At 65.7% G+C, this 21,744-nt stretch carries 15 protein-coding genes; 9 read left to right on the top strand and 6 right to left on the bottom strand.

Annotated features, from left to right (window positions below; all coding sequences use genetic code 11):
- The first annotated feature begins 39 nt into the window (after positions 1-39).
- The 7 genes from ACK3BB_RS14845 to ACK3BB_RS14875 all read left to right on the top strand — a co-directional run bounded on the left by ACK3BB_RS14845 (position 40) and on the right by ACK3BB_RS14875 (position 12,568).
- The gene (locus tag ACK3BB_RS14845) at positions 40-2,622 is read left to right on the top strand and encodes an AAA family ATPase (protein WP_428925420.1); all 2,583 of its coding nucleotides are present in this window, start codon (positions 40-42) and stop codon (positions 2,620-2,622) included.
- Positions 2,622-3,932 carry an McrC family protein gene (locus tag ACK3BB_RS14850; protein WP_428925421.1) on the top strand — a complete coding sequence of 437 codons (1,311 nt, stop codon included), beginning with the start codon at positions 2,622-2,624 and terminating at the stop codon, positions 3,930-3,932. The genes ACK3BB_RS14845 and ACK3BB_RS14850 overlap by 1 nt, the downstream gene beginning before the upstream one ends.
- Positions 3,933-4,110: 178 nt before the next feature.
- Positions 4,111-6,174 (top strand): hypothetical protein, encoded by a 2,064-nt coding sequence (locus ACK3BB_RS14855; RefSeq protein WP_428925422.1) that lies wholly within the window; start codon positions 4,111-4,113, stop codon positions 6,172-6,174.
- The gene (locus ACK3BB_RS14860; RefSeq protein ID WP_428925423.1) at positions 6,171-7,244 is read left to right on the top strand and encodes an OmpA family protein; all 1,074 of its coding nucleotides are present in this window, start codon (positions 6,171-6,173) and stop codon (positions 7,242-7,244) included. Before ACK3BB_RS14855 ends, ACK3BB_RS14860 begins: the two co-directional genes overlap by 4 nt.
- A complete protein-coding gene (locus ACK3BB_RS14865; RefSeq protein ID WP_428925424.1) occupies positions 7,241-8,578 on the top strand; it encodes an EH signature domain-containing protein in 1,338 nt (445 codons plus the stop codon). The genes ACK3BB_RS14860 and ACK3BB_RS14865 overlap by 4 nt, the downstream gene beginning before the upstream one ends.
- Entirely contained in the window at positions 8,571-11,687 is a 3,117-nt protein-coding gene (locus ACK3BB_RS14870; RefSeq protein WP_428925425.1) for a DEAD/DEAH box helicase, read from the top strand. The genes ACK3BB_RS14865 and ACK3BB_RS14870 overlap by 8 nt, the downstream gene beginning before the upstream one ends.
- Positions 11,684-12,568: a hypothetical protein gene (locus ACK3BB_RS14875; protein WP_428925426.1), complete on the top strand. Its 885-nt coding sequence runs from the start codon at positions 11,684-11,686 to the stop codon at positions 12,566-12,568. Before ACK3BB_RS14870 ends, ACK3BB_RS14875 begins: the two co-directional genes overlap by 4 nt.
- Positions 12,569-12,669: 101 nt before the next feature.
- Here ACK3BB_RS14875 and ACK3BB_RS14880 read toward each other — a convergent pair whose 3' ends face one another.
- The 6 genes from ACK3BB_RS14880 to ACK3BB_RS14905 all read right to left on the bottom strand — a co-directional run bounded on the left by ACK3BB_RS14880 (position 12,670) and on the right by ACK3BB_RS14905 (position 18,106).
- Complete coding sequence (locus tag ACK3BB_RS14880) at positions 12,670-13,389, bottom strand: STAS/SEC14 domain-containing protein (protein WP_428925427.1); 720 nt, start codon at positions 13,387-13,389, stop codon at positions 12,670-12,672.
- Between the two features lie 591 nt (positions 13,390-13,980).
- Complete coding sequence (locus ACK3BB_RS14885) at positions 13,981-14,361, bottom strand: CZB domain-containing protein (RefSeq protein ID WP_428925428.1); 381 nt, start codon at positions 14,359-14,361, stop codon at positions 13,981-13,983.
- 144 nt (positions 14,362-14,505) lie between these two features.
- Positions 14,506-14,886 (bottom strand): hypothetical protein, encoded by a 381-nt coding sequence (locus ACK3BB_RS14890; RefSeq protein ID WP_428925429.1) that lies wholly within the window; start codon positions 14,884-14,886, stop codon positions 14,506-14,508.
- Positions 14,887-14,923: 37 nt separating this feature from the next.
- Complete coding sequence (locus ACK3BB_RS14895) at positions 14,924-16,321, bottom strand: TRAP transporter large permease (RefSeq protein ID WP_428925430.1); 1,398 nt, start codon at positions 16,319-16,321, stop codon at positions 14,924-14,926.
- Complete coding sequence (locus tag ACK3BB_RS14900) at positions 16,321-16,950, bottom strand: TRAP transporter small permease subunit (protein WP_428925431.1); 630 nt, start codon at positions 16,948-16,950, stop codon at positions 16,321-16,323. The genes ACK3BB_RS14895 and ACK3BB_RS14900 overlap by 1 nt, the downstream gene beginning before the upstream one ends.
- A gap of 139 nt (positions 16,951-17,089) precedes the next feature.
- Positions 17,090-18,106, bottom strand: a complete 1,017-nt coding sequence (locus tag ACK3BB_RS14905; protein WP_428925432.1) for a C4-dicarboxylate TRAP transporter substrate-binding protein — start codon at positions 18,104-18,106, stop codon at positions 17,090-17,092.
- Positions 18,107-18,713: 607 nt separating this feature from the next.
- Between ACK3BB_RS14905 and acs the strand changes: the two genes are divergently transcribed.
- On the top strand, positions 18,714-20,672 hold the full coding sequence (gene acs / locus ACK3BB_RS14910; protein ID WP_428928744.1) for an acetate--CoA ligase: 1,959 nt from the start codon (positions 18,714-18,716) through the stop codon (positions 20,670-20,672).
- A gap of 217 nt (positions 20,673-20,889) precedes the next feature.
- On the top strand, positions 20,890-21,576 hold the full coding sequence (locus ACK3BB_RS14915; RefSeq protein WP_428925433.1) for an adenylate kinase: 687 nt from the start codon (positions 20,890-20,892) through the stop codon (positions 21,574-21,576).
- The last annotated feature ends 168 nt before the right edge of the window (positions 21,577-21,744 follow it).

A 21,744-nucleotide genomic window follows, 5' to 3' on the forward strand; every position in this document is an offset into this window, starting at 1 on the left:
GGGACCGGGCGCAGAACAGGACAAGGAGAGATTGAGACCGTGAGGGACGAGGATTATGACCGCTGGCTGCACGACAACGGCGCCCGCAGCCGGAACGGTCGGACCACCAGGATCTTTGCACTGCGCAAGATCGAAAGCATGATGCCGCAGCTGGGCATGGCACAGGCCGACCTGGAGGCCGCCTGGCACGCCGATCGGCTGGACGCCCTGCTGGGCCGGCTCAAGGAGATGCAGGCCGATTTCAAACGCGGTGGTGACGATTACCGCATCCTGATGCCCGCCTCGGAAAAGCCCGGGAACCGGCTGGCCGGCTGGCGCAGCTGGCTGGGGCAATACGGCCGTTTCCTTGCCGAGGTCACATCCGGCCAGGATGACCACGCCCGAATTGATGCAACGCTGGAACAATGGCTTGCGCACTTCCGACAGAGCTTTCCCGGTTTTGAACGGTTCGATTTGCGACATCCCGGATTCGACGCCGGGGAACGCGGCTCGGGGACGGGCAGCAAGCAGGCGGCGATGGACATGATGCAGGCCCGCCTGCCCGGGATCACCGATGCGGCCGGCGCGGCCGAGACGGCCGTGGCCGTCATTCGGCTGTCGCATCTCAACCGGTTCACGCAGAACGTCTTCACCGATGCCATCGCCGCCGCGCCAGGCCCCTGTGGCACGGCCATTCTCGACCTGCTGCAGGCCGAGGGCGAACCGGAAGACCTGGAGGTTGCAGTCGAGATCGTCGCACCGCATGCCATCCGCCAGGCCACGGGCAAGCCCGACAGGGATGCAGCCCGCGCCGGGTTGCAATCGCTCCTGATGTTCGCCCATCCGCAACGGTGGATCGACATCAACCAGGGCCGGCGCAAATCCTGCCTGGCGGCGCTTTATGTCGAGGATCCCCCCGACCCCGCCGCGATCGCCGCCACCGCGGAATGTGATCTGCGCATCGCCCATGACGTCATGAACGGCCTGCGCCGCCGTGGGCTCGTCCCGCGCGACATGATCGACGTTCATGGCTTTCTCTGGGCCGCCTTGCATGCCAGCCGCGGCGCGGAACAGGCCCTAGATGCCACGCCCCCTTCTTCAGACCAGGACAGCCCGGCCATGAGCACGAACCTGATCCTGCACGGGCCTCCGGGCACCGGCAAGACCCACGAAACCGCCACCGAGGCCCTGCGTCTTTGCGGCGAGCCGATCCCGGATACCCGCGAAGAGGTCATGGCGGCCTATGCCCGGCTGCGGGCAGAGAAGCGGATCGAATTCGTCACCTTTCATCAGTCGACCTCCTACGAGGATTTCATCGAGGGCCGCCAGCCCACGACGGATGGAGACAGCGGCAGCGGCTTTCGGCTCGACCCCGTGCCCGGCATCTTCCGCAGGGTAGCGCGGCGGGCCGAGACCAGCCGGGCGACGGCCGCTCCGATCTCGGTGGCCGGCCGCGCGATCTGGCGGTTTCCCCTGAAGCGGTTCGGCGACACCGGGCTGGATTTCACCGAGGACGCGCTGGAATGCGGACGGGTGCGCGCCGTCTCTACCCGCGACATGGACTGGACCGACCGCCGTTTCGACGACGAGGCCGAGATCATGGACGAATTCCGCAAGGCCGAGCCGGACCTGTCGCCACGGTCGTGGCAGGCCATCGAGGCCAAGGCCATCCGCAGCTGGATGAAACCCGGCGACGTGATCATCGCCACCGTGGGTAGCACCGCGTTTCGGGCGGTCGGGCTGGTGACCGGCGATTACCGGTTCGACGCCGGGTCGGGTTTTGAAGGCGCGAGCAGCCTGCGCGACGTGGACTGGCGTTGGCAAAGCGACAAGCCCCGGCCCCTGTCCGACATTTCGCCCTTCCGGGTCGTCGGGCACATGCTGCACGGCATCACGCCAAGCGCCGAACACGAGGCAGCACTTGGGGCATTGCTGGCCGAGCCCGTGGCCGGGGCGGCCCCGGCCCACGTGCTGATCATCGACGAAATCAACCGGGCCAACATTTCCAAGGTCTTCGGAGAACTCATCACACTGATCGAACCGGACAAGCGGCTGGGCCAGGCCAACGCCCTGACCGTGCAACTGCCCTATTCCCGCGAGGAATTCGGTGTGCCGTCCAACCTGCACATCCTGGGCACCATGAACACCGCCGACCGGTCCATCGCCTTGCTGGACACAGCACTCAGGCGGCGTTTCGCCTTTCGCGAGATGCTCCCGCGGCCCGAACTCCTGGCCGAGGCCGCAGAGGCAACCGGGCTGGACCTGCCCCGGATCCTGACCACGCTCAACGAACGGATCGAGTATCTTCACGACCGCGAACACCAGGTCGGGCACGCCTATTTCATCGGATGCCGCGACAGGGCCGAAGTGGACGACGTCATGCGCCATCGGGTCATTCCGCTGCTGGCCGAATATTTCTTCGAAGACTGGGGCAAGGTCGCGGCGGTACTGGGCGAGGACATCCGACGCGAGGCGGGCGGTTTCCTTGAGCGCCGCGAGCTGAAGGCACCGCCGGGGTTCGGGGAAGACGACGGCCTGCCGCGCATCCGCTGGTCGCTGCGCACCGGTCCGTTTGGCTACGACGGGCTGACCGGAGACCCAGCGGACGCACACGGGCTGCCCGGCGGCACAGCGGACACATGATGCGCCGCTGCCTCAGGGAATGGGGAACCCTGGCCCATGGCGACACCCCGGACACGATCCCCGAGCGCCACGCCGAGCGGCTGGTCCAGGTGGCCAGGCGCTCGCAATTTGCCGGCCGGTCCGAGGATGGCGTTCTCGAGCATCGCCGCCGCGACCTTCGCGCCCGCGGGGTCGTCGGTGTCATCGCCACGCCGGGGTGCCAGCTGGAAATCCTGCCCAAGATCGATGCCCCGGGCGATGATGGCCCCGCGTCGGATGCCGCCTTGCGCCGAAGGCTGGTCCACATGCTGGCCGTGGCACGCGACATCCGCCTGGACGCGCTGTCGCCGGCCGAGCTGGGCTGGCAACGCGACACCCTGCTCGAAATCCTGATCCGCTTGTTCTGCCGCCAGGCCGTCAACGCCCTGCGCCGGGGAATGCCCCGCCAATACGTGGCGCGCCATGACGATCTGGCCGCCTTGCGCGGACGCCTCGACGTCGCGCGCCAATTCTCGGTATTGGCCGCGGACCCGGGGAGGCTTGCCTGCCAGTTCGACGAATTGTCGCCCGACATCGCCATGAACCAGATCGTCAAGGCCACGATCAGCCGCCTGTCACAATTGGCCACGGCGCCCGACAACCAGCGCAGCCTGCGCGAATTGACCCTGGCCTATGCCGACATTCGCCCCGTCCCGGTGACGGCCCTGCCTTGGGACCAGGTGCACATCGACCGGGCCAACCAGAGCTGGCGGGACCTGCTGGCCCTGGCCCGGCTGCTGATCGGCCAACGCTACCAGAACACGTCGGCCGGCAGGTCGGACGGCCATGCCCTGCTGTTCGAAATGAACGTCCTGTTCGAGGAATACATCGCCCGCCTGGCCAAGCGCGCCATGGCGGACAGCGGGCTGAGCGTGCACAGCCAGGGCGGGCACCGCGATTGCCTATTCGAAGATGGCACCGGACGTTTCCGCACTCGTCCCGACATCGTGATCCGGAACGGCCGTATCACCGAGATGATCATAGACACGAAGTGGAAGCGTGTCGCGCCCCGTGTCGACGACGAGAAACAGGGGGTCAGCCAGGCCGATGTCTACCAGTTGATGGCCTATTCCCAGCTCTACGAATGCCGCAACGTGATGCTGCTCTATCCCCACCATGCCGGGCTGGGGCGCCATCCGGGAACCCGCAGGTTCGATATCGCCCGCCGAAACGGCAAGAATGCCCTTCTCATCTCGACCATCGACGTCACGGCACCGGCCGCCTCTGTTGTCCGGGCGCTGCGTCGCATGATCGATGACCGGAACGGCCCGCCCGCGATCCCGGCGGGCTGACCTGGCGGCGACTGGTTAAAGGTGCTACCGCCCCCGACGCCGCCGATTTGTGGCGCCTGAACGTCAATTCGCCATGAAAAGCACATGATTTAAAACGACAATTCCTTGACCGCCGAAATGCCTTAACCATACTGGCGGCCAACGCTCTGCCAAGCGAAATAAAATTCCGGGGGGACACGTGCTTCAAGACGTCAGTTACACGATCGGCGTTCAGATCAAGAACTCGATCATCGCGGTTGCCGAGCTGATCACCAAATCCGACAGCAGCCCGGGTCTGATCGCCGCGGCCCTTGTCCTGGCCACGGTTCTGCTGGGCTTGGCCTATTGGTATCGAACGCTGCGCCAAATGCAGGCCGTGACCGGGCTGGACCGCCGCATCCGCGATTATACAGACATCCGGTCCTTTGCCGAAGGGTATGTCGAACTGCGCGACCAGCTGCGCACCGATTTTCGAAGGAAAGGCCCGCGCTACGCGATCTGGGAAGCGTGGGACGAATTCAGTGAAACCGTGGTGGAAGACGACCTGGACGGGCCGATGCGCCTGCGCAATTCGATCCGCCCGGCGTCCTTCCTGAATGTCGAGGACCTGGGCTTCGGGCCGGCGATCTACCGGATCGTGCCCAACACGCTGGTCTCCGCCGGCTTGTTCCTGACCTTCCTCGGACTGGTCGCTGCGCTACACCAGTTCTCGCAATCCATGAACAATGCGGCCAGCGGTGGCATGGATTCGGCGATGCAGGATTTCATGCAGATCGCCTCGGCCAAGTTCGTGATGTCTCTGGTCGGGCTTTTCTGCTCGATCCTGTTCACCTACCTGCTGCGCGCGCGCCAGAACCGGCTGGACCGTGCCATCCATCGGCTGTGCACGGGAATCGAACGCCGGCTTGTCTTCGTCAGCCTCGAGGACATCGGGTTTGAACAACTCAAGGCCGCCAAGGAACAAAAGGCTCACCTGCAGGAAATCGGTACCGGCATGATCGCCCAGCTGCGCGAGCCGCTGGACGCCTTGCCCGAAGCGATCACCACGGCCATCCGCACCGAGATGAACCCGATCTTCGACCGGGTGTCTTCGATGGGCACCAGCAACATGGAAGGCCTTGTCGGCGACCTGTCCCAACAGCTGTCGCATTCAGTGGGCAACGCCCTGACCCGGGCCAGCGAGTCGCTCGGCGAGGCGACCGACCGGATCGGCCTCATGGTCGACCGCATGGGCTCGGCCAACTCCCAGGCCGGCGACGGGATGCGCGATGCGCTCGACCAGATGGCCCGCGCCATGTCCGAGATGCGCAGCGAGGTCGCCGCTAGCGGGCGCATGGCCTCGGATGCGATGAACGAAGGGGCCGACCGGCTATTGTCGGTGATGAACGACACATTGTCCGGCATCCGCGAGAACACGGGTCAAGGCGCTGAGGCCATGCGCAGCGCGGGCGAAGAGATGCGCCGCGCGGCCGAAGGGTTTCGCGACACTCTCGACAGCGCCAGCCGGGACAGCGCCGAGGCCGCGCGGCAACGGATGTCGGCCAGCACGGACGAGGCAGGCGCGGCCATCACCGGCGCCGGACGGGCGCTGCTGGACAGTTTCAACCAGACCAGCGCCGATATTGCCAGGCTTGGCACGGAAATGGGTGACGTCATCGGCGACGAGCTCTTGTCACGTCTCGAGAGCATCGGACACCGCCTGGGAGACATGGCAGATGCCGTGCAGCGCGGCGCCTCCGGCGCACAAAGCGCGGCCCAGGGCCTGACCAGCGGCGCTGACGCCATCCACGGGGCGTCCGAAGGCTTCCGCGCGGCCAGCAACAGCCTGTCGACGGCCGCCGAGCCCATCCGCGCGTCCCATGAACGGATCGAAACAACCCTGCGGCGCGTCGGAGGTCTGGTCGAAACCGTTTCGGAAACACTGATGCAGAACTCGGCCACCGTGGCCGAGAACGCCGCCCATGTGCTGGCAACTGCGCAGACTGCGCTCGGCAATGAGCGCGAGGGTATTCGCAGCAACCTCGAAGCCACCCGCGCAGTCATCGCCCAGCTGTCGGACGAAGCCGAGAAACTGGACCGGATCGATGAAATGCTGGGCCGCGCCCTGACCGACTACAACACCCAGTTGGAGGCCGCGCTTGGCAACGCACAAGACCATGTCGGCCAGATGCGGGACGCGCTGGCCCCCGGTCTCGACACACTCAAGAGCGTTGTGGAACAGGCCGAGACCTTCTTGCCCAGCCAGCCCCGGGGCCGCGCATGAGGGCCCAGGCGAAACAGGTCCGGCACGAAGAGGAAGAAGAGAGCGCCTTTGTCTCGATGACCGACATGACTGTCGGTTTCCTGTTCATCATGATGATCCTGCTGGCCTTCTTCGCCAGCCAGATGCGCGACCCGGATGCGGTGTCGAAGGCCGAGCATGACGCGGTCGCGGCCCAGCGTGACACGTTCGAACGGCAACGCGACGAATGGCAGGCACTGGCCCTGGCCCGGGCCGACCGGATCATCGGACTGGAGGCCTTGCTTGAACGGCTCCGCAGGGAACGGGCAGAGTTGCTGGCGGAACGCGACCGGCTCATCCTGTCGATGGACACCGCCGGGAAGAGGATCGAAACCCTCGAAACACGTCTCGCCGAATTGCTGGCCGAACTGGAGCAAAAGGATGCCCGGATCAGCGAACTGACCCGGCAATTGGCTGAGTTACAGCAGGTCGATCCGCTCGAAGCCTACCTGGCACAGGTTTCCCAGGTGCGCCGGCAGGTGCTGACCCGGTTGCGCGATGCCATACGCACGGATTTCCCCGACCTGCAGGTGGAACTCAGCGAGGAAAGTGACGCGCTGCGCTTTCAGGGCGAAGGCTTGTTCGCGTCGGGCAGTCCGAACCTGTCCCGTGACAAGCGCGAGATCGTCTCGCGCCTGGCACGGCGGCTGGACGAGGTACTGCCCTGTTTCACCCTTGGCTCCGGATCGCATTTCGACGACGGCTGCAATCCGGGTTTTGTCATGATCGAGGCGGTCCAGATCGAAGGGCACACGGACGATGTCGGCAGCGACCGGTTGAATCGCAACCTGTCGGCCAACCGGGCGAACAGCACGTTCTTTGCCATGACCGAGGCAGCGGACGGGATCATGCAGCACCTCAACCTGAAGCTTCAGCCGGTGCTTTCCGTCGCGGCATATGGGCCCGACCGGCCGGTGACGACCAATGAGACCCCCGAGGGCCGGGCCACGAACCGGCGTATCGACCTGCGGTTCATCATGGTCACCCCTCAGGACACCGATGGAATCGACGTCATCCGCGCGGCGCTGGAGTCGATGGACAGCCAGCCATGACCGATGCCCGCACCCAGCGGCAGGGCCTGCGCAGCCTTGTCGGCCGGCTGCCACCGCTGCGCCGCCGCGCCCTACCCCCGCTGGACCAGCTGCGCCGCAGCGTCGACGGCATCATCGCCCGCTGGCCCGATGCCGTGCGCAGACCGGACGATCGGGACCGGGAAAAGCTGGCCCGGGACATGCTGATCCGGACCCGAACCTGGTCCTGGCAGGACATCACGACCCAACGGGTCATCTCGGCGGCTGTGGCGGTCTTTGACCCCGAACGGCGCGAGCGTCCCGACCTGGCACCGGTTCGCGACTTCTACATGTCGGAGATCGGAACCTGCGAACCGGGAGCCTTCCTCGATGGCATGCTCGGCATCTATGTCGACAGCTTCACACCCGGTGCCGAACATACACGCCGATTGGCCATTGCGCTGGCCCGGCGCAAAACCGATCTGGGCGGCCGTCATTTAAAGCTGACGCGCGCCCTGCCCGGCCTGTTTCACCCCCGCGAGGCGCCGGGCCAACTGGCGCAGGTCATGCTGGACGCCGATGATGCCTATGACGAGCTGAAATCCATCGGCATGCCCACCCCGCATGTTTCCGGTTTGGCCCAGGCCGCGCAGAAGACCTTTCTCGAACGGCTGGCGCCGGAACTGGCCGGCGCGGATGCCCGGACCAAATTGTTCAACTGGCTCACGCCGGAAAACGGGCCGACCCTGCAGAACGGCGCCGGGCCGGCCGTCGAAGCACTGCTATCGGCATGGCGAGAGCGTACCCCGCCCGACGACCTGCGCAACGAGCTGGCCGAACAGATCATCGCGGCCTGGAACGACCCCCGCCTGCATTCGGGCGGCATCTGGTCGGGATTCAACCCCGAGCTGCGCGCCATCCTCCTGCGCTGGCTGACCCACCAGGACATGAAATTCTTCTGCAACATGGTGACCGCCACCCAGGACAGCCACATGTGGCCACCGCGCAGGGATTTCTGGCTCGAACTCTTTGAGGATGGCATGATTGAAGAGGCCTGGGTCGCCTTCGGCTCGCAGGCCCGCGAATACGCACGGAACCACCTTGTGCGAAACGGCATGACCGACATGGATCGCCGCTTTGGCCGCCAGCTGGACCGCGGCGGCGGCACCTCGCTGTTGATCATGCGGATCGGCAACAAGATCGTTGTCGACGGATGCCACAGCTACAAGACGCATATCTTCCGCGACAGCGACAGCAAGGCGCCCGAGCTCTACAAGCTAACCTACCACTGCGATTCCATCATGCGCGCCTCGACGAAATCAAAGTCGCACAGTGCCATAAGACACTGGCAACAATGGGTTTTGCAAAATGTCTGACAGCTTGCCCGTCCACACGATCACAGACGACGACATCGAGATCCGCTTTCCGAAGGCCAGGCAGGGTCTGTTGTCGCGCCTTGTGGCCCGGCCCGCCGATCGCAGCTTTACCGACCTGGCCCCGGGCGACCGCGACCTGCTTTTTGCCATGGGCGACCTGCGCGCCTGGGGGGACACCCATGCCGGTGAGGTTGCGATTGCGCCCGACCACCTGCGGATCTCGCATGATGCCGCGGCCAGCCTGTCCGCCCCCGCCGCCGAGGCCCTGGGCCTGCCGCGGACAATCGACATGATGCTGCGCACCGACGTGACCGGCGTTCTCGGCCGCCCCGATTTTCGTTTGCATTACGAATGGTCGCGTCAGGGCCGCCGGGAAAGCCCCAGGCGAACCGGAGCAATTCTGCGGACATCCGAAGGGCCACGCCGGTTGCCGCTCTGGATGAAACGCGCGCTGGACCTCGCCGACGGGTTCGATGCCAGTCACCCGATCGAGGACCATTGGCGCGCGCTCAGCGAATTCCGCCGCGCCATCGAACCGGACGGGGCCGTCGACGCGAACATGCCCGAGAACCGGGACATGGCCGGCCTGTCGATGACCGCCTTCCTGCGCGGCCTCGAAGTGCGCATCGCCGACCGCTTCTCGATCTCGCCCGACAAGACCAATGGCCATTTCGACGTTGTCCCCTATTCCGCTGAGCGGCTGGAAAGTGAAGGAAAAGCCGATGACGTGTCGGAGGCCGACGCGGTGCTGACCGGCGAACCACTGGCCGTCTTTCGCTACGGGCTGCACTCGCTTGGCGCCCGACCGGCCTATCAGCTCGGCAACAATTCCTACCTTGTCATCGACCGGGGCGCGGCCCCCGTGCTGGAGGAAATGGCCCGGGCGCAGAAGGCTCCTCGCGAGGAACGCCGTGCCTTCATCGAGAACCCGCGCGCCTTCATCACCGAGGCCGTCAACCGCCACCTGCAGGACAGCGGCCAGCTGGACGGGCTGGACGATGCCCAACAGGCCGAGATGGTCGAATCGATTGCCGGCCCCGCACTGATCGAGAGCCGGGAATATTCCGAGCGGGTCACCGGAGTGATCGTCTATGAACGGGAACAGGTCGAGATCGAAGGCAGTGGCACGACCTGGCTGCCCGAAGTCTTTGCCGAGCACCTGGTCGAGGCGATCCGATCCATGTCGGACGCCGATCTGCACGCTCTGCGCGATCACATGGCCACCAGCCTCGAAGCCGGCAGCGACACCCCGGCCGAGATCGCGGGCGAGACCGTGCAAGCCAGTCCCGCCCGGCTGGCGGCCATAGAAGGCGAAATCGAACAGCGCGAGAGACGGGCCGCCCCAGCCGAAGATGCCCCCGAGACAGAGCCAGCCCCCGATGGGCCGATCATCCTGGATACGCTGGACAATTTCGATGACCTGACGTGGGAGGCACAGCTGACCCCGCGCAGCCCGACCGTCCCCTTTGCGCTGCCCGACACCGTCACGACCCCGTTGCGCGACCATCAGACCGACAGTTACGACTGGGCCTTGCAGGCTTGGACATCGGGTCTTCCCGGCATCCTGAATGCCGACGAACAAGGCCTGGGAAAGACACTTCAGACGATTGCCTTTCTCACCTGGTTGAAGACCCACATGCGACAGGCGGCCGCGACGGACCGTGGGCCGATCCTGATTGTCGCTCCCACGTCGCTGCTTCGGAACTGGGAGCAGGAAGTCGACACCCATGTCGAAGGTCGCGGTTTCGGCACGCTGGTCCGCCTTTACGGCTCGTCCCTCGGTGCGCAGAAGCGCCGCGATGCCCGGGGCACCGAAACGGCGACCGGACTGCCCCAGCTGGATCTCGACTGGCTGGACGAGGCGGTCGAAGACGGGCGCGCGCATCGTTACTGGCTGCTCACGACCTACACGACCCTGGCCAACTACCAGCATTCGCTTGGCAAGATCCGGTTTTCCGCCATGGTCATGGACGAGATCCAGAACATCAAGAACCGCGCAACCCTGGCTTCCAAGGCCGTCGAGGCCATGAATGCCGATTTCCGCATCGGCCTGACGGGAACGCCCATCGAAAATGCGGCCATCGATCTCTGGACCATCATGGATCGCATCGCGCCGGGCTGCCTGGGCTCGGGCTCGGACTTCCGGGATCGCTATGCCGTGCCGGACGCCGACAACATGGCCGAGTTGCACGCCCGGGTCTTCAGGCCCCGTGGTGGCGTGCCTCCCCTTGGCCTGCGCCGCCTCAAGGATGAGGTCGCCCGCGATCTCCCGGCAAAACGCCGGTTCCTGCATCCGCGCATCATGCCCCCCGTCCAGGCCCAAGCCTATGACCTGGCGCAGCGGACACTGGCACAGCGCGACGCGGGTGCCGCGCTCAGGATGTTGCACCACATCCGTTCGGTCTCGGTCCATCCCGACGCCTCTGCCACTGTCGCGCCCGAGGATTTCATCGCCCAAAGCGCCCGGCTGGACGCAGTCATCGACATCCTGCGGCGGATCAAGGCCGCAGGGGAACGCGTGCTGGTCTTCATTGAACACCGGGACATGCAATTCCGCTTTGCCGAGATCGTCCGGCACATGTTCGGGCTGGATCGCATCGACGTGATCAACGGAGATACGCCGATCCCCCGTCGACAGGAAATCGTGAACCGTTTCCAACGCCATCTCGTGGCGGATGACGGGTTCGACATGCTGATCCTCGGACCAAAGGCCGCCGGCACGGGCCTGACGCTGACGGCCGCCACCCATGTGATCCACTTGTCCCGCTGGTGGAACCCGGCGGTCGAAGAACAATGCAACGACCGTGTTCACCGCATCGGCCAGACCCGGCCCGTGTCGGTCCACATCCCCATGGCCCTGCATCCAGAACTCGGCGCGCAAAGCTTCGACGGCCTCTTGCAGAGCCTGATGCAACGCAAGCGCAAGCTGGCTGAACAGGCGCTCTGGCCGATGGGAGACAGCGCGGCGGATGTCTCGGGATTGACCCAGGCGGTTTCTGCCCCGGCCAGGGAGCAAGCGGTCATCGCCGACAGCATGGCCGAGCAATTCCGCCGGGACAACCTGCCGCCGCCCGCCCCGGATGCGGACGGAGCCTGGGAATTGACATGAGCAAGCCAACCGCCGGGACGACAGATCACATGACAATTTCACGCGGGCTGGTCATCGATGAGCCTTGGATCAGCCATATCCTTCAGGGTCGAAAAGACTGGGAGATGCGGGCCCAGGCAACCTCGGTGCGTGGCTGGTTCGGCCTGATACGAAAGGGCAGCGGCCATGTCGTGGGCCTGGCCCGGCTTGTCGAATGTGGCCAGCCCCTCACCGCCGACGAGATGATCGCCACGCGCGATCACCATTGCATCCCGGAACAGATGATCCGCAGCGGCGCCGTTTCCCGGTGGGTCATCCCCTGGAAATTGGCCGATATCCGCCAACTTGCAGAGCCCGTTCCCTACGCGCACAAGAGCGGGGCCGTCACATGGGTCAGGTTCTCCGACACGGTGTCGGCGCACTTGGCCAAGGGTCTTGCAGGGCCGGGACCTGACGACCGTGATATTCAACCCGATCCGATCCGAACCGTCGGAGAGCATCCGACCGTCGCCATCCGCCCCCTTGAAACTCGCCCAGTCTCACGACCTGCCGGGGCAAGGTCGACACCGGGTTCCAACGCCAAGGAGGTTGTTCTTGGCCGCAGCGTCATCAGCCCCGGCAACCTGCGGAACAATCATTTCTACCTGACCGAATTCATGGACAGGTTTCCGCAAGATTGCATTGGCGGTCGAAACCGGCACGAGGCAGCCCCGCGACAGGTGACCGTGGATTGGGGCGGCCCGGCGCCCGTTTCAACGGATATCGACGGGTCCAAGCGCATGTTTCGACGTCGAGGCTGGGTCGGCCAGCTCTTTGCCGCGTTCGACGCCAGCGAAGGCGACGTGGTCGTCGTGACATCTGTCACGCCCTACCAGTTGCACGTCCGCATCGAACGCGGCTAGCAGCCATCTGCCGGAGGACGCAGTCCGTCGCCCATAAGATCGCGGCCCGTGACACGACCGAGCGGCACGGCGCCATCCGGCCCCCGTGCCGATGGGGTGGATCAGCTCTTGATCCAGGACTTCGCCGCATCGAGATCGGTGTCGAAATACCGCGTTTCCGCGCCGATCACCGCCCCACCGATGCGCGAGGCCAGCTTTTCCCAGCTGCGCTCGCCGACAATCGCCGCCCGGTCGATCAGGCTGCGGTGATCGCGCACCAGCTTGAGATGTTCGGCCACCGCCCCCAGGCCCTGCCAGCCGTCAAACTCGCGCAGGTCCAGCAGCAGGCGGAACCGCGAGTTGGCCCGGATGAAGGCGTTCAGATCCTCGGTTTCCTCCGCATAGACCGACGGGTCCAGCTTGCCCAGCAGCTGCACGTGCAACACGCCGTCGCCCAGATCCGTCTGGTGGATCGCGCCCAGGCTTTCCTGCAGCCAGCGCCGGGCGGCGTCTTCCTGGCCGTCGTCGAAGATCATCACAGGACAGGGCATCAGGATCGACACGCCCTTCAGCGCCTTGCCGATCCAGCCGTCGCGCCCGACCACGGCGATCCGCTCGAACCCGCGCCAGTGCTTGAGGCCCATCCAAGCGTCATCGCTCAGCGCGCCGACGGTGTAATCGGTGCCCGGTGCGATCGTGACCAGCGCGCGCAGGGCGTCGTTGTCTTCCAGCGCGGTGTCGATCGCGGGGATCAGGACCTCTTCGTAATCCTGGCGTGTGACCGCGCCCGACAGGGCAATTTCAAGGATGTTGGTATCCGCTATCCGCGTGCAGGCAATCATGACCACTTTCTCCGCAAAGGCAGGTTGTACCAATGACATAAGCAGGTCGGCGAACGGTTAAAGCCCCCCACCCCGGCGCCGGCATGTCGCAGCCGAGCCGAAGGGAGCTGCGTGGGTTGGAGGGGATGGCCGTTGGGAACGGGATCGAGCGTGAAGAAGGGTCGGATGCCTGATCATGGCGAGACGGCTCAAAGCGGGCGATGGGGGATGGGCAAGTGTGGGGACCGGATCAATCCATGGCAGTCAGGGTCTCCAAACGGATCGATACACGACCGGCAAGGACGCCAATCGAATAGGTCCGCGACAGGCACAGGCACAGGCAGAGGCAGAGGCAGAGGCAGAGGCAGAGGCAGAGGCAGAGGCAGAGGCAGAGGCAAGAATCAAGCCAATGGGGAATGGGCGCTAGCACCAAATGGGTCGATGCCCGGCGGACAAGTTGCCTAGGGGTTCGATGCATGACCGCTTAAGGCGGCAAGCAAGCCTGTGGCACCCCAGGCCCCAATCGGATCAACGCGTGACCAGCCGCCAACCGGATCGTCACACCACCGGCCCGGATACGAACCCCTCCAGATGCCCCCGCCGATCCGGCGCTCAGATGTTCCGGCGCCAGGCGTCCATCTCGTCGAGCAGCAGCTCCGACGACCGGCGAAAGGCCTGTTCGTTGAGCATCTCGGCGGCCCGGTCGGTCATGCCGTTCTCGACCATCCGCGCGATCTGGCCGGCGGATTTGTGAAAGGCCGCATGGGCCGTGACCACGGCCTTGAAATGCGGCGAGCCGGCAACCCGCGCATCGGATTTCAACTGGTGCAGCCAACGCCCGAAGGTGCAGGCGCTGTCGGCCGCGATGCTGCGCGAGGGGCGCGGCAGGCGGCCGTTGCGCACGGCCTGGCGCAGCTTGCGCTTCATCGCCCCGTGGCTGCCCATGGCTTCCTGTATCTGATCGTCGAGTGCCTGCCTGTCGACCTCGTCCATCTCGCCCTCCTGCCCGGCGATGCTGCGCGGATGCGGGCAGTGTCGGGCCGGGGCCGTTGCCAGCCCCTTAACGGGCCGGGCGGGTTCTGCGGGGCATTTTCATCGAATCCGACACGGGCCCCAGGCCATGGCAGCGCCCCGTCCTCAGGGAATCGTCATCGGCGCCACCGGGCGCAGCGGCGGCGCGGCGCCGATGCCGTTGCGCAGGTCGCGCTGGATCTGCTGGCGCAGGGCATTGCTGCGCAGCGTGCTGTTGCGCTGCGCGGCGTCGACATCCCGGGCGGCCTTGCCGGTCCAGTCCTCGTCGAGCGGCGGCAGCGCCGGGTCGGGATCGGTGAACAGGTAATCCGGCCGGGCTGTCGGGCGCGGGCTGGCCCGGGGACCGGCCAGCAGGTCCTGGCGTTGCAGCCGCTGCTGATCGGCCACGCAGGGCTGGTAGGACGGCGTGCCCTGCAGCGGCGCGCAGCCGGCCAGCCCCTGGGCCCCGGCAGCGCCCCCCGCCAGGACCAGGCCAAGGAGCAGCACCGCCCCCAGGCCCGACCCGCGCGGAGGGCACCCGCCGTCAGGCAAGGCTGGGCAGCCAGAGCACGATGGCCGGAAAGGCCACCAGCAGGGCGATCGTCACGGCATCGGCGATGAAGAACGGCGTCACACCCTTGAACACGTCCTGCACCGACAGGTCCGGGCGCACCCCGGCCACGACGAAACAGTTCAGCCCGATGGGCGGCGTGATCAGGCAGAACTCGGCCATCTTGACCACCAGGATGCCGAACCAGACCGCGCACATCGGGCCGGACATGCCAAAGGTGCTGTCGGCGGCCGAGACCAGCTCGCCCCCGTTCAGGGCCATGACCGCCGGATAGACCACCGGCAGGGTCAGCAGCAGCATGCCGATGGCATCCATGAACATGCCCAGCACGGCATAGGCCAAGAGGATGCAGACCAGGATCAGCATGGGCGGCATGGTCAGCGTCGTGATCCAGTCGGAAAAGGCACCCGGCAGGTCGGCAAAACCCAGGAACCGCACATAGATCAGCACGCCCCAGATGATGGTGAAGATCATGACCGTCAGCTTGGCCGTCTCGATCAGCGCTTCCTTGAGCTGGCCCCAGCGCATGCCCCGGGCAAGGGCCATGACAAACACGATGAATGCGCCCACGGCGCCGCCTTCGGTCGGCGTGCCCCAGGCATCGCCAAAGGGGTTGTAGACGAAGAAGATGATGATCACGACAACGGCCACGATCGGCAGTGCGGGCGGCAACGCGGCGAAGCGTTCGCGCCAGGTGAAGCCGGTGACCGGGGGGCCGACACTCTTGAACACCACGGCGATGCCGATGATCAGCACGGCATAGACCACGGCCGAGAAAGCGCCGGGAATGAAGCCCGCCAGCAACAGCTTGCCCACGTCCTGTTCGACGATGATCGCATAGATCACCAGGATGGCCGAGGGCGGGATCAACGAGGCCAGCGTGCCGCCGGCAGCGACGACCCCGGCGGCGAATTGCTTGTTGTAGCCCACTTTCAGCATCTCGGGGATGGCGATGCGCGCAAAGACGGCCGCCGTGGCCACCGAGGCGCCAGAGACGGCGGCAAAGCCGGCGGTGGCAAAGACCGTCGACACGGCCAGCCCGCCGGGCACCCAGGCGAACCAGCGCTTGGCGGCCTCGAACATGGCCGAGGTCAGGCGGGCGTAATAGGCGAGATAGCCGATCAGGATGAAGGTCGGGATCAGGGACAGGGCCTGGGACGAGACCTTGGAATGGGGCACCTGCCCGGCGATCTTGACGGAAATCTCAAGGGCCTTGCCAAAGCGCGCCGGGTCGTAGTCGAACCCGTTCCAGCGCAGCCAGACCAGGCCGACGAAGCCCGCAAGCCCCGCGGCAAAGGCCACGCGCATGCCGATGACGACCATGGCAAAGAGAAAGGCGGTGACCCAGAGGCCAATCGTGATGTCGTCCATCAGGCGTCCTCCTCGAGCGCTTCGGCCTCGGCCCGGGCCTGTTCCTCGATCGACTGGATCAGCGGCACGGCCACCGGGCGGTCAAGGCCCAGGACCAGCGCCCGGCCATAGCCCCAGATCTGCAGCAGCAGCCGCAGCACCAGGACGGCAAAGGCCACCGGCACGACCAGCTTGGACGGCCAGATCGGCAGGCCGATGTCGATGGAGCTGTCACGGCTCCACAGCGGGCGCGACAGGTCGAAGCTGCGGTCGAAATGCGCCCATGATCCCCAGACCAGCATGACGATCAACAGCAGGATCAGCAGCGTCGAGATCAGCTCGAAGAGCCACAGCGCCCGGCCTTTCAGGGACCCCACGACGATGTCCATGCGGATATGGCCGCCGTTGCGCTGCACATAGGCAATGCCCAGGAAGGCGATGAAGGGCATGGCCGCCTCGATCAGGTCGACATAGCCCGGCAGCGGCGCGTTGAAGAACTTGCGCCCGGTGACGGAATAGACCGCCAGGCACATGAGAACGAAAACCGCCAGCCCCGACAGGAGCGCGAAAAAGCGTTCCAGCGGCACCAGCGCACGGTCGAGGCGGCTCAGAAGCGAGCTGTCCTCGAGAACGGTTGAGGATCCGGCCATGGCCTGTCTTCCCTGTTGGCCCGGGGCGGTCTGGCGCCGCCTCCGGTGCTGCAAGTTGTCCCGGGGGTTACCGTTTTCTGCGCAGAAAACGGCCCGGAATTTTCGAAAATTCCGGGCCCCTCGTGGCGGATGGCGCGCGTCAGTTGCCGGCGCGCGTGGTGTTCAGGGTCTCGATCACCAGGTCATAGAGCTCCTGCCCCGGAATGCCCTGGGATTCCATGTCGGCAATCCAGGCCTCGCGGATCGGATCGGCCGCCGTGGTGCGGAAGGCCGCGATGGTGTCGTCCGACAGCATGACCTTTTCGACACCCTTCTCTTCCAGCACCTCGTCCCAGCGGGTCAGCAGCTTGCCGTAGTTTTCCAGGTAATAGTCGATGGCCTCGGGCACCGAGCTGTCGAGCGCCTCGCGCTCGGCGTCGGACAGTGATTCATAGGCGTCGATATTGACCACCACCGGGCAGTTCACCGTGCCGGGGTTCAGGTTGGCCGTCCACCAGTCGGCCTCGTTGATCGTGCCGAAGGACAGGTGGGCGTGCTGGGCAAAGGCCACCGTGTCGACAACCCCCGATTCCATCGCCTGGTAGGCTTCGGACGAGGTCACCGAGGTCGGCACCGCGCCCACCGATTCGAAGGCCTTGCCGATGCCCCCCGTCGCCCGCACGCGCATGCCGTCGAACTCGGCCAGCTCGTCGCGCGGCTCGCCGGTGCCAACGATGTTGTACTGCGGCATGGGCGAGGTCATCAGGTACATCGCGTCCCACTGGGCCATTTCCTCGACAGCCGCCGGATGGGCATAGACCGCATGGCTGACGGCCACTTCCTCTTCCAGCGTGTTCACGCCCAGGAAGGGCAGTTCCAGAACGGTGATCACCCGGTTCTTGTCGGGATGATAACCCGCGCAGAACTGGGCCATCTCGAAGGCCCCGATGGAAATCCCGTCGAGGTTCTCGCGGTTCTTCGACAGCCCGCCATAGGACACGTTCATGGTGAATTCGCCGCCCGTCTTCTCGGACACCAGCTCGGCCAGCTTCTCGATATGCTCGGTGAAGGCCCGGCGCTTGCCCCAGACGGAGACGTTCCATTCGGTTGCCGCGGCCTCGGTCACGAAAGCCACGCAGAGCGCCGCGGTTGCGGCGCCAGTCAGAAATCTGGTCATGTTTACCTCCCGTTGATGCCGCAGTCACCCATGCAGGATCGGGGCCATCCCCCGGCTGTCCTCGACCTGTTCCGAGGCACCCCCGAAAAATGCAATGGCGCTGGCGGCTTGCCCGGAAGGCTAGCGATTGTCGTTCGATGTGCCAAGCCCCCGATCCGCCCGGTTTCCGCTGCGGCAGCGCCTCGCGGCGGCGGGCCGGGCCGCCGGGCGACTCGCACAGGACTTGGCCGGCCCGATCCCGTGCCGCAACGTCATTGTCGGGCGCGCCATCGGGCCGGGCCGGCAATTTGTCACACCACCCCGCCACCCGACCGCGCCCCGGGCTTGGCGCTAACGGACCGGGCTGTTATCTGCGGGTTCGGAAAATGTTGACAGGCAATCGCCTGCCTTGCCGGACCTTTTCCCCTGAAACCGGCCCTGAATTTACAGGATTTCCGGCCTTCAAGAAAAACATTTACAAGCAAATCGTTTCTTTACTTATGCTTATTCCATTATTTTCAAGGCCGGTTATTATCGACCTATCCAGAGGTTCGACGCGCGGACACCGGTCACAGGAGGGCCGGTCTCCGCCGCACTTCCAGGTGAGGAGGAGACACCCATGAACGACATGACCGGCGATCACGCCGCACCCGCCGTCTATGCGCCGTCCGAAGACACCGTCTCGCATGCGCTGATCGACGCGGCGACCTATGACGAGATGTACAAGGCCTCGATCGAGGACCCGGAAGGGTTCTGGGCCGAGCACGGCAAGCGCATCGACTGGATCAAGCCTTTTACCAAGGTCAAGAACACCAGCTTTGCCCCGGGCAACGTCGACATCCGGTGGTTCGAGGACGGCACGCTGAACGTGGCGGCCAATTGCATCGACCGCCATCTCGAAACCCGGGGCAACCAGACGGCGATCATCTTCGAACCCGATGATCCCAACGAGCCGGCCAAGTACATCACCTACAGCCAGCTGCATGTGGCCGTCTGCAAGATGGCCAACATCCTGACCGACATGGGCGTGCGCAAGGGCGACCGGGTGGTGATCTACCTGCCGATGATCCCCGAGGCGGCCTATGCCATGCTGGCCTGCGCCCGGATCGGCGCGATCCATTCCATCGTCTTCGCGGGCTTTTCGCCCGATGCCCTGGCCGCGCGGATCAACGGCTGCGACGCCAAGGTCATCATCACCGCCGACACCGCCCCGCGCGGCGGGCGCAAGACACCGCTGAAATCCAATGCCGATGCCGCCCTGCTGCATTGCAAGGACACGGTGAAATGCCTGGTGGTCAAGCGCACCGGCGACCAGACGACCTGGATCGCCGACCGCGATCACGATTACAATGAAATGGCCCTGGAGGCCGACGAATATTGCAAGCCGGCCGAGATGAACGCCGAAGACCCGCTGTTCATCCTTTATACCTCCGGTTCGACCGGCCAGCCCAAGGGCGTGGTGCACACGACCGGCGGCTACCTGGTCTATGCGGCGATCACCCATGAACACGTGTTCGATTACCACGATGGCGATGTCTACTGGTGCACGGCCGATGTCGGCTGGGTGACCGGCCACAGCTATATCGTCTATGGCCCCCTGGCCAATGGCGCGATCACGCTGATGTTCGAAGGCGTGCCGACCTATCCCGATGCCAGCCGGTTCTGGCAGGTCTGCGAGAAGCACAAGGTCAACCAGTTCTACACCGCCCCCACCGCCCTGCGCGCGCTGATGGGCCAGGGCGACGGGCCGGTCGAGTCCTGCGATCTCAGCTCGCTGCGCATCCTGGGCACGGTCGGCGAGCCGATCAACCCCGAGGCCTGGAACTGGTATTACAACGTCGTCGGCGGCGGCCGTTGCCCGATCGTCGACACCTGGTGGCAGACCGAGACCGGCGGCCACCTGCTGACGCCCCTGCCCGGCGCCCATGCGCTGAAACCCGGCTCGGCGATGAAACCCTTCTTCGGCGTCAAGCCGGTGGTGCTCGATCCCCATTCGGGCGAGGAAATCAGCACCTACCCGACCGAGGGCGTGCTGTGCCTGGCCGACAGCTGGCCGTCGCAGATGCGCACGGTCTGGGGCGATCACGAGCGGTTCGAGAAGACCTATTTCTCGGATTACAAGGGCTATTACTTTGCCGGCGACGGCTGCAAGCGCGACGAGGACGGCGATTACTGGATCACCGGCCGGGTCGATGACGTGATCAACGTCTCGGGCCACCGGATGGGCACGGCCGAGGTCGAAAGCGCGCTGGTCGCCCATGCCAAGGTGGCCGAAGCCGCCGTGGTCGGCTATCCGCACGACATCAAGGGCCAGGGCATCTATTGCTACGTCACCCTGATGAACGATGCCGAGCCCTCGGAAGAGCTGCGCAAGGAGCTGCGCGCCTGGGTGCGCACCGAGATCGGCCCGATCGCCAGCCCGGATGTCATCCAATGGGCCCCGGGCCTGCCCAAGACCCGGTCGGGCAAGATCATGCGGCGTATCCTGCGCAAGATTGCCGAGAACGATTTCGGCTCGCTGGGCGATACCTCGACCCTGGCCGACCCGTCGGTGGTCGACAACCTGATCGAGAACCGCGGCAAGTAGGCCCAGACGGGCCTTGCGCCGGCCCAGGACGGGCCGGCCGGTCCGGTGCCCCATGCAGGACACCGGGCCGATCCAAGGATTTCAACGGGTTAGAGATGCGGTTTAACCTTCTGGTCACCAGGCGACCAAGCCGCTACAACCCGACCCGCACCACGACCGGCCGACCCGGCCGCAACGACCTGCGCCCATGCGCCCCATGCGAAATGGAGAACCACACATGGACGGAACCACGACGACGACAACTCCGGCCGTTCTGATCCTGCTCGGCCCCCCGGGCGCCGGCAAGGGCACCCAGGCCCGCAAGCTCGAAGAGGATTTCGGCCTTGTCCAGCTGTCCACCGGCGACCTGCTGCGCGCGGCGGTGGCCCAGGGCACCGAGGCCGGCAAGGCGGCCAAGGCCGTGATGGAAGCCGGCGGGCTGGTCAGCGACGAGATCGTCATTGCCATCCTGCGCGACCGGCTGGCCGCGCCCGATTGCGCCGGCGGGGTGATCCTCGACGGTTTCCCGCGCACGACGGTCCAGGCCCAGGCGCTGGACCAGCTCCTGGCCGAGTCGGGCCAGTCGATCAACGCGGCGATCAGCTTCGAGGTCGATGATGCGGCCATGGTCGACCGGATCTCGGGGCGCTATACCTGCGCGGGCTGCGGCGAGGGCTATCACGACAGCTTCAAGCAGCCGGCCGTTGCGGGCACCTGCGACAAGTGCGGCGCGACCGAGTTCAAGCGCCGGTCGGACGACAAGGCCGAAACCGTGGCCGCGCGGCTGGAAGCCTATCATGCCGATACCGCCCCGCTGATCGGCTATTACGATGCGGCCGGCGTGCTGCAGAAGATCGATGCCATGGGCCGGATCGATACCATCTTCGCCGACCTGTCGCGCACGGTCTCGGCGGCCATCGCCTGACGGGCATCCTTCCGGGGCGGTGGGTGTGAACACCCCCCCTACCCCGGATGGCGCCCGTCGCGCCCACGATCACAGGATTGGGCGGGTGTTCATCCCCAGCCACGCCGTAGGGCGGGTGTTTACACCCGCGCCCACAACGCGGGGCACGTGGCCACGCCCGCGCCCAGC

Source organism: Marinibacterium sp. SX1, from assembly GCF_050389775.1.
In the GTDB taxonomy this organism is placed as follows: domain Bacteria; phylum Pseudomonadota; class Alphaproteobacteria; order Rhodobacterales; family Rhodobacteraceae; genus Marinibacterium.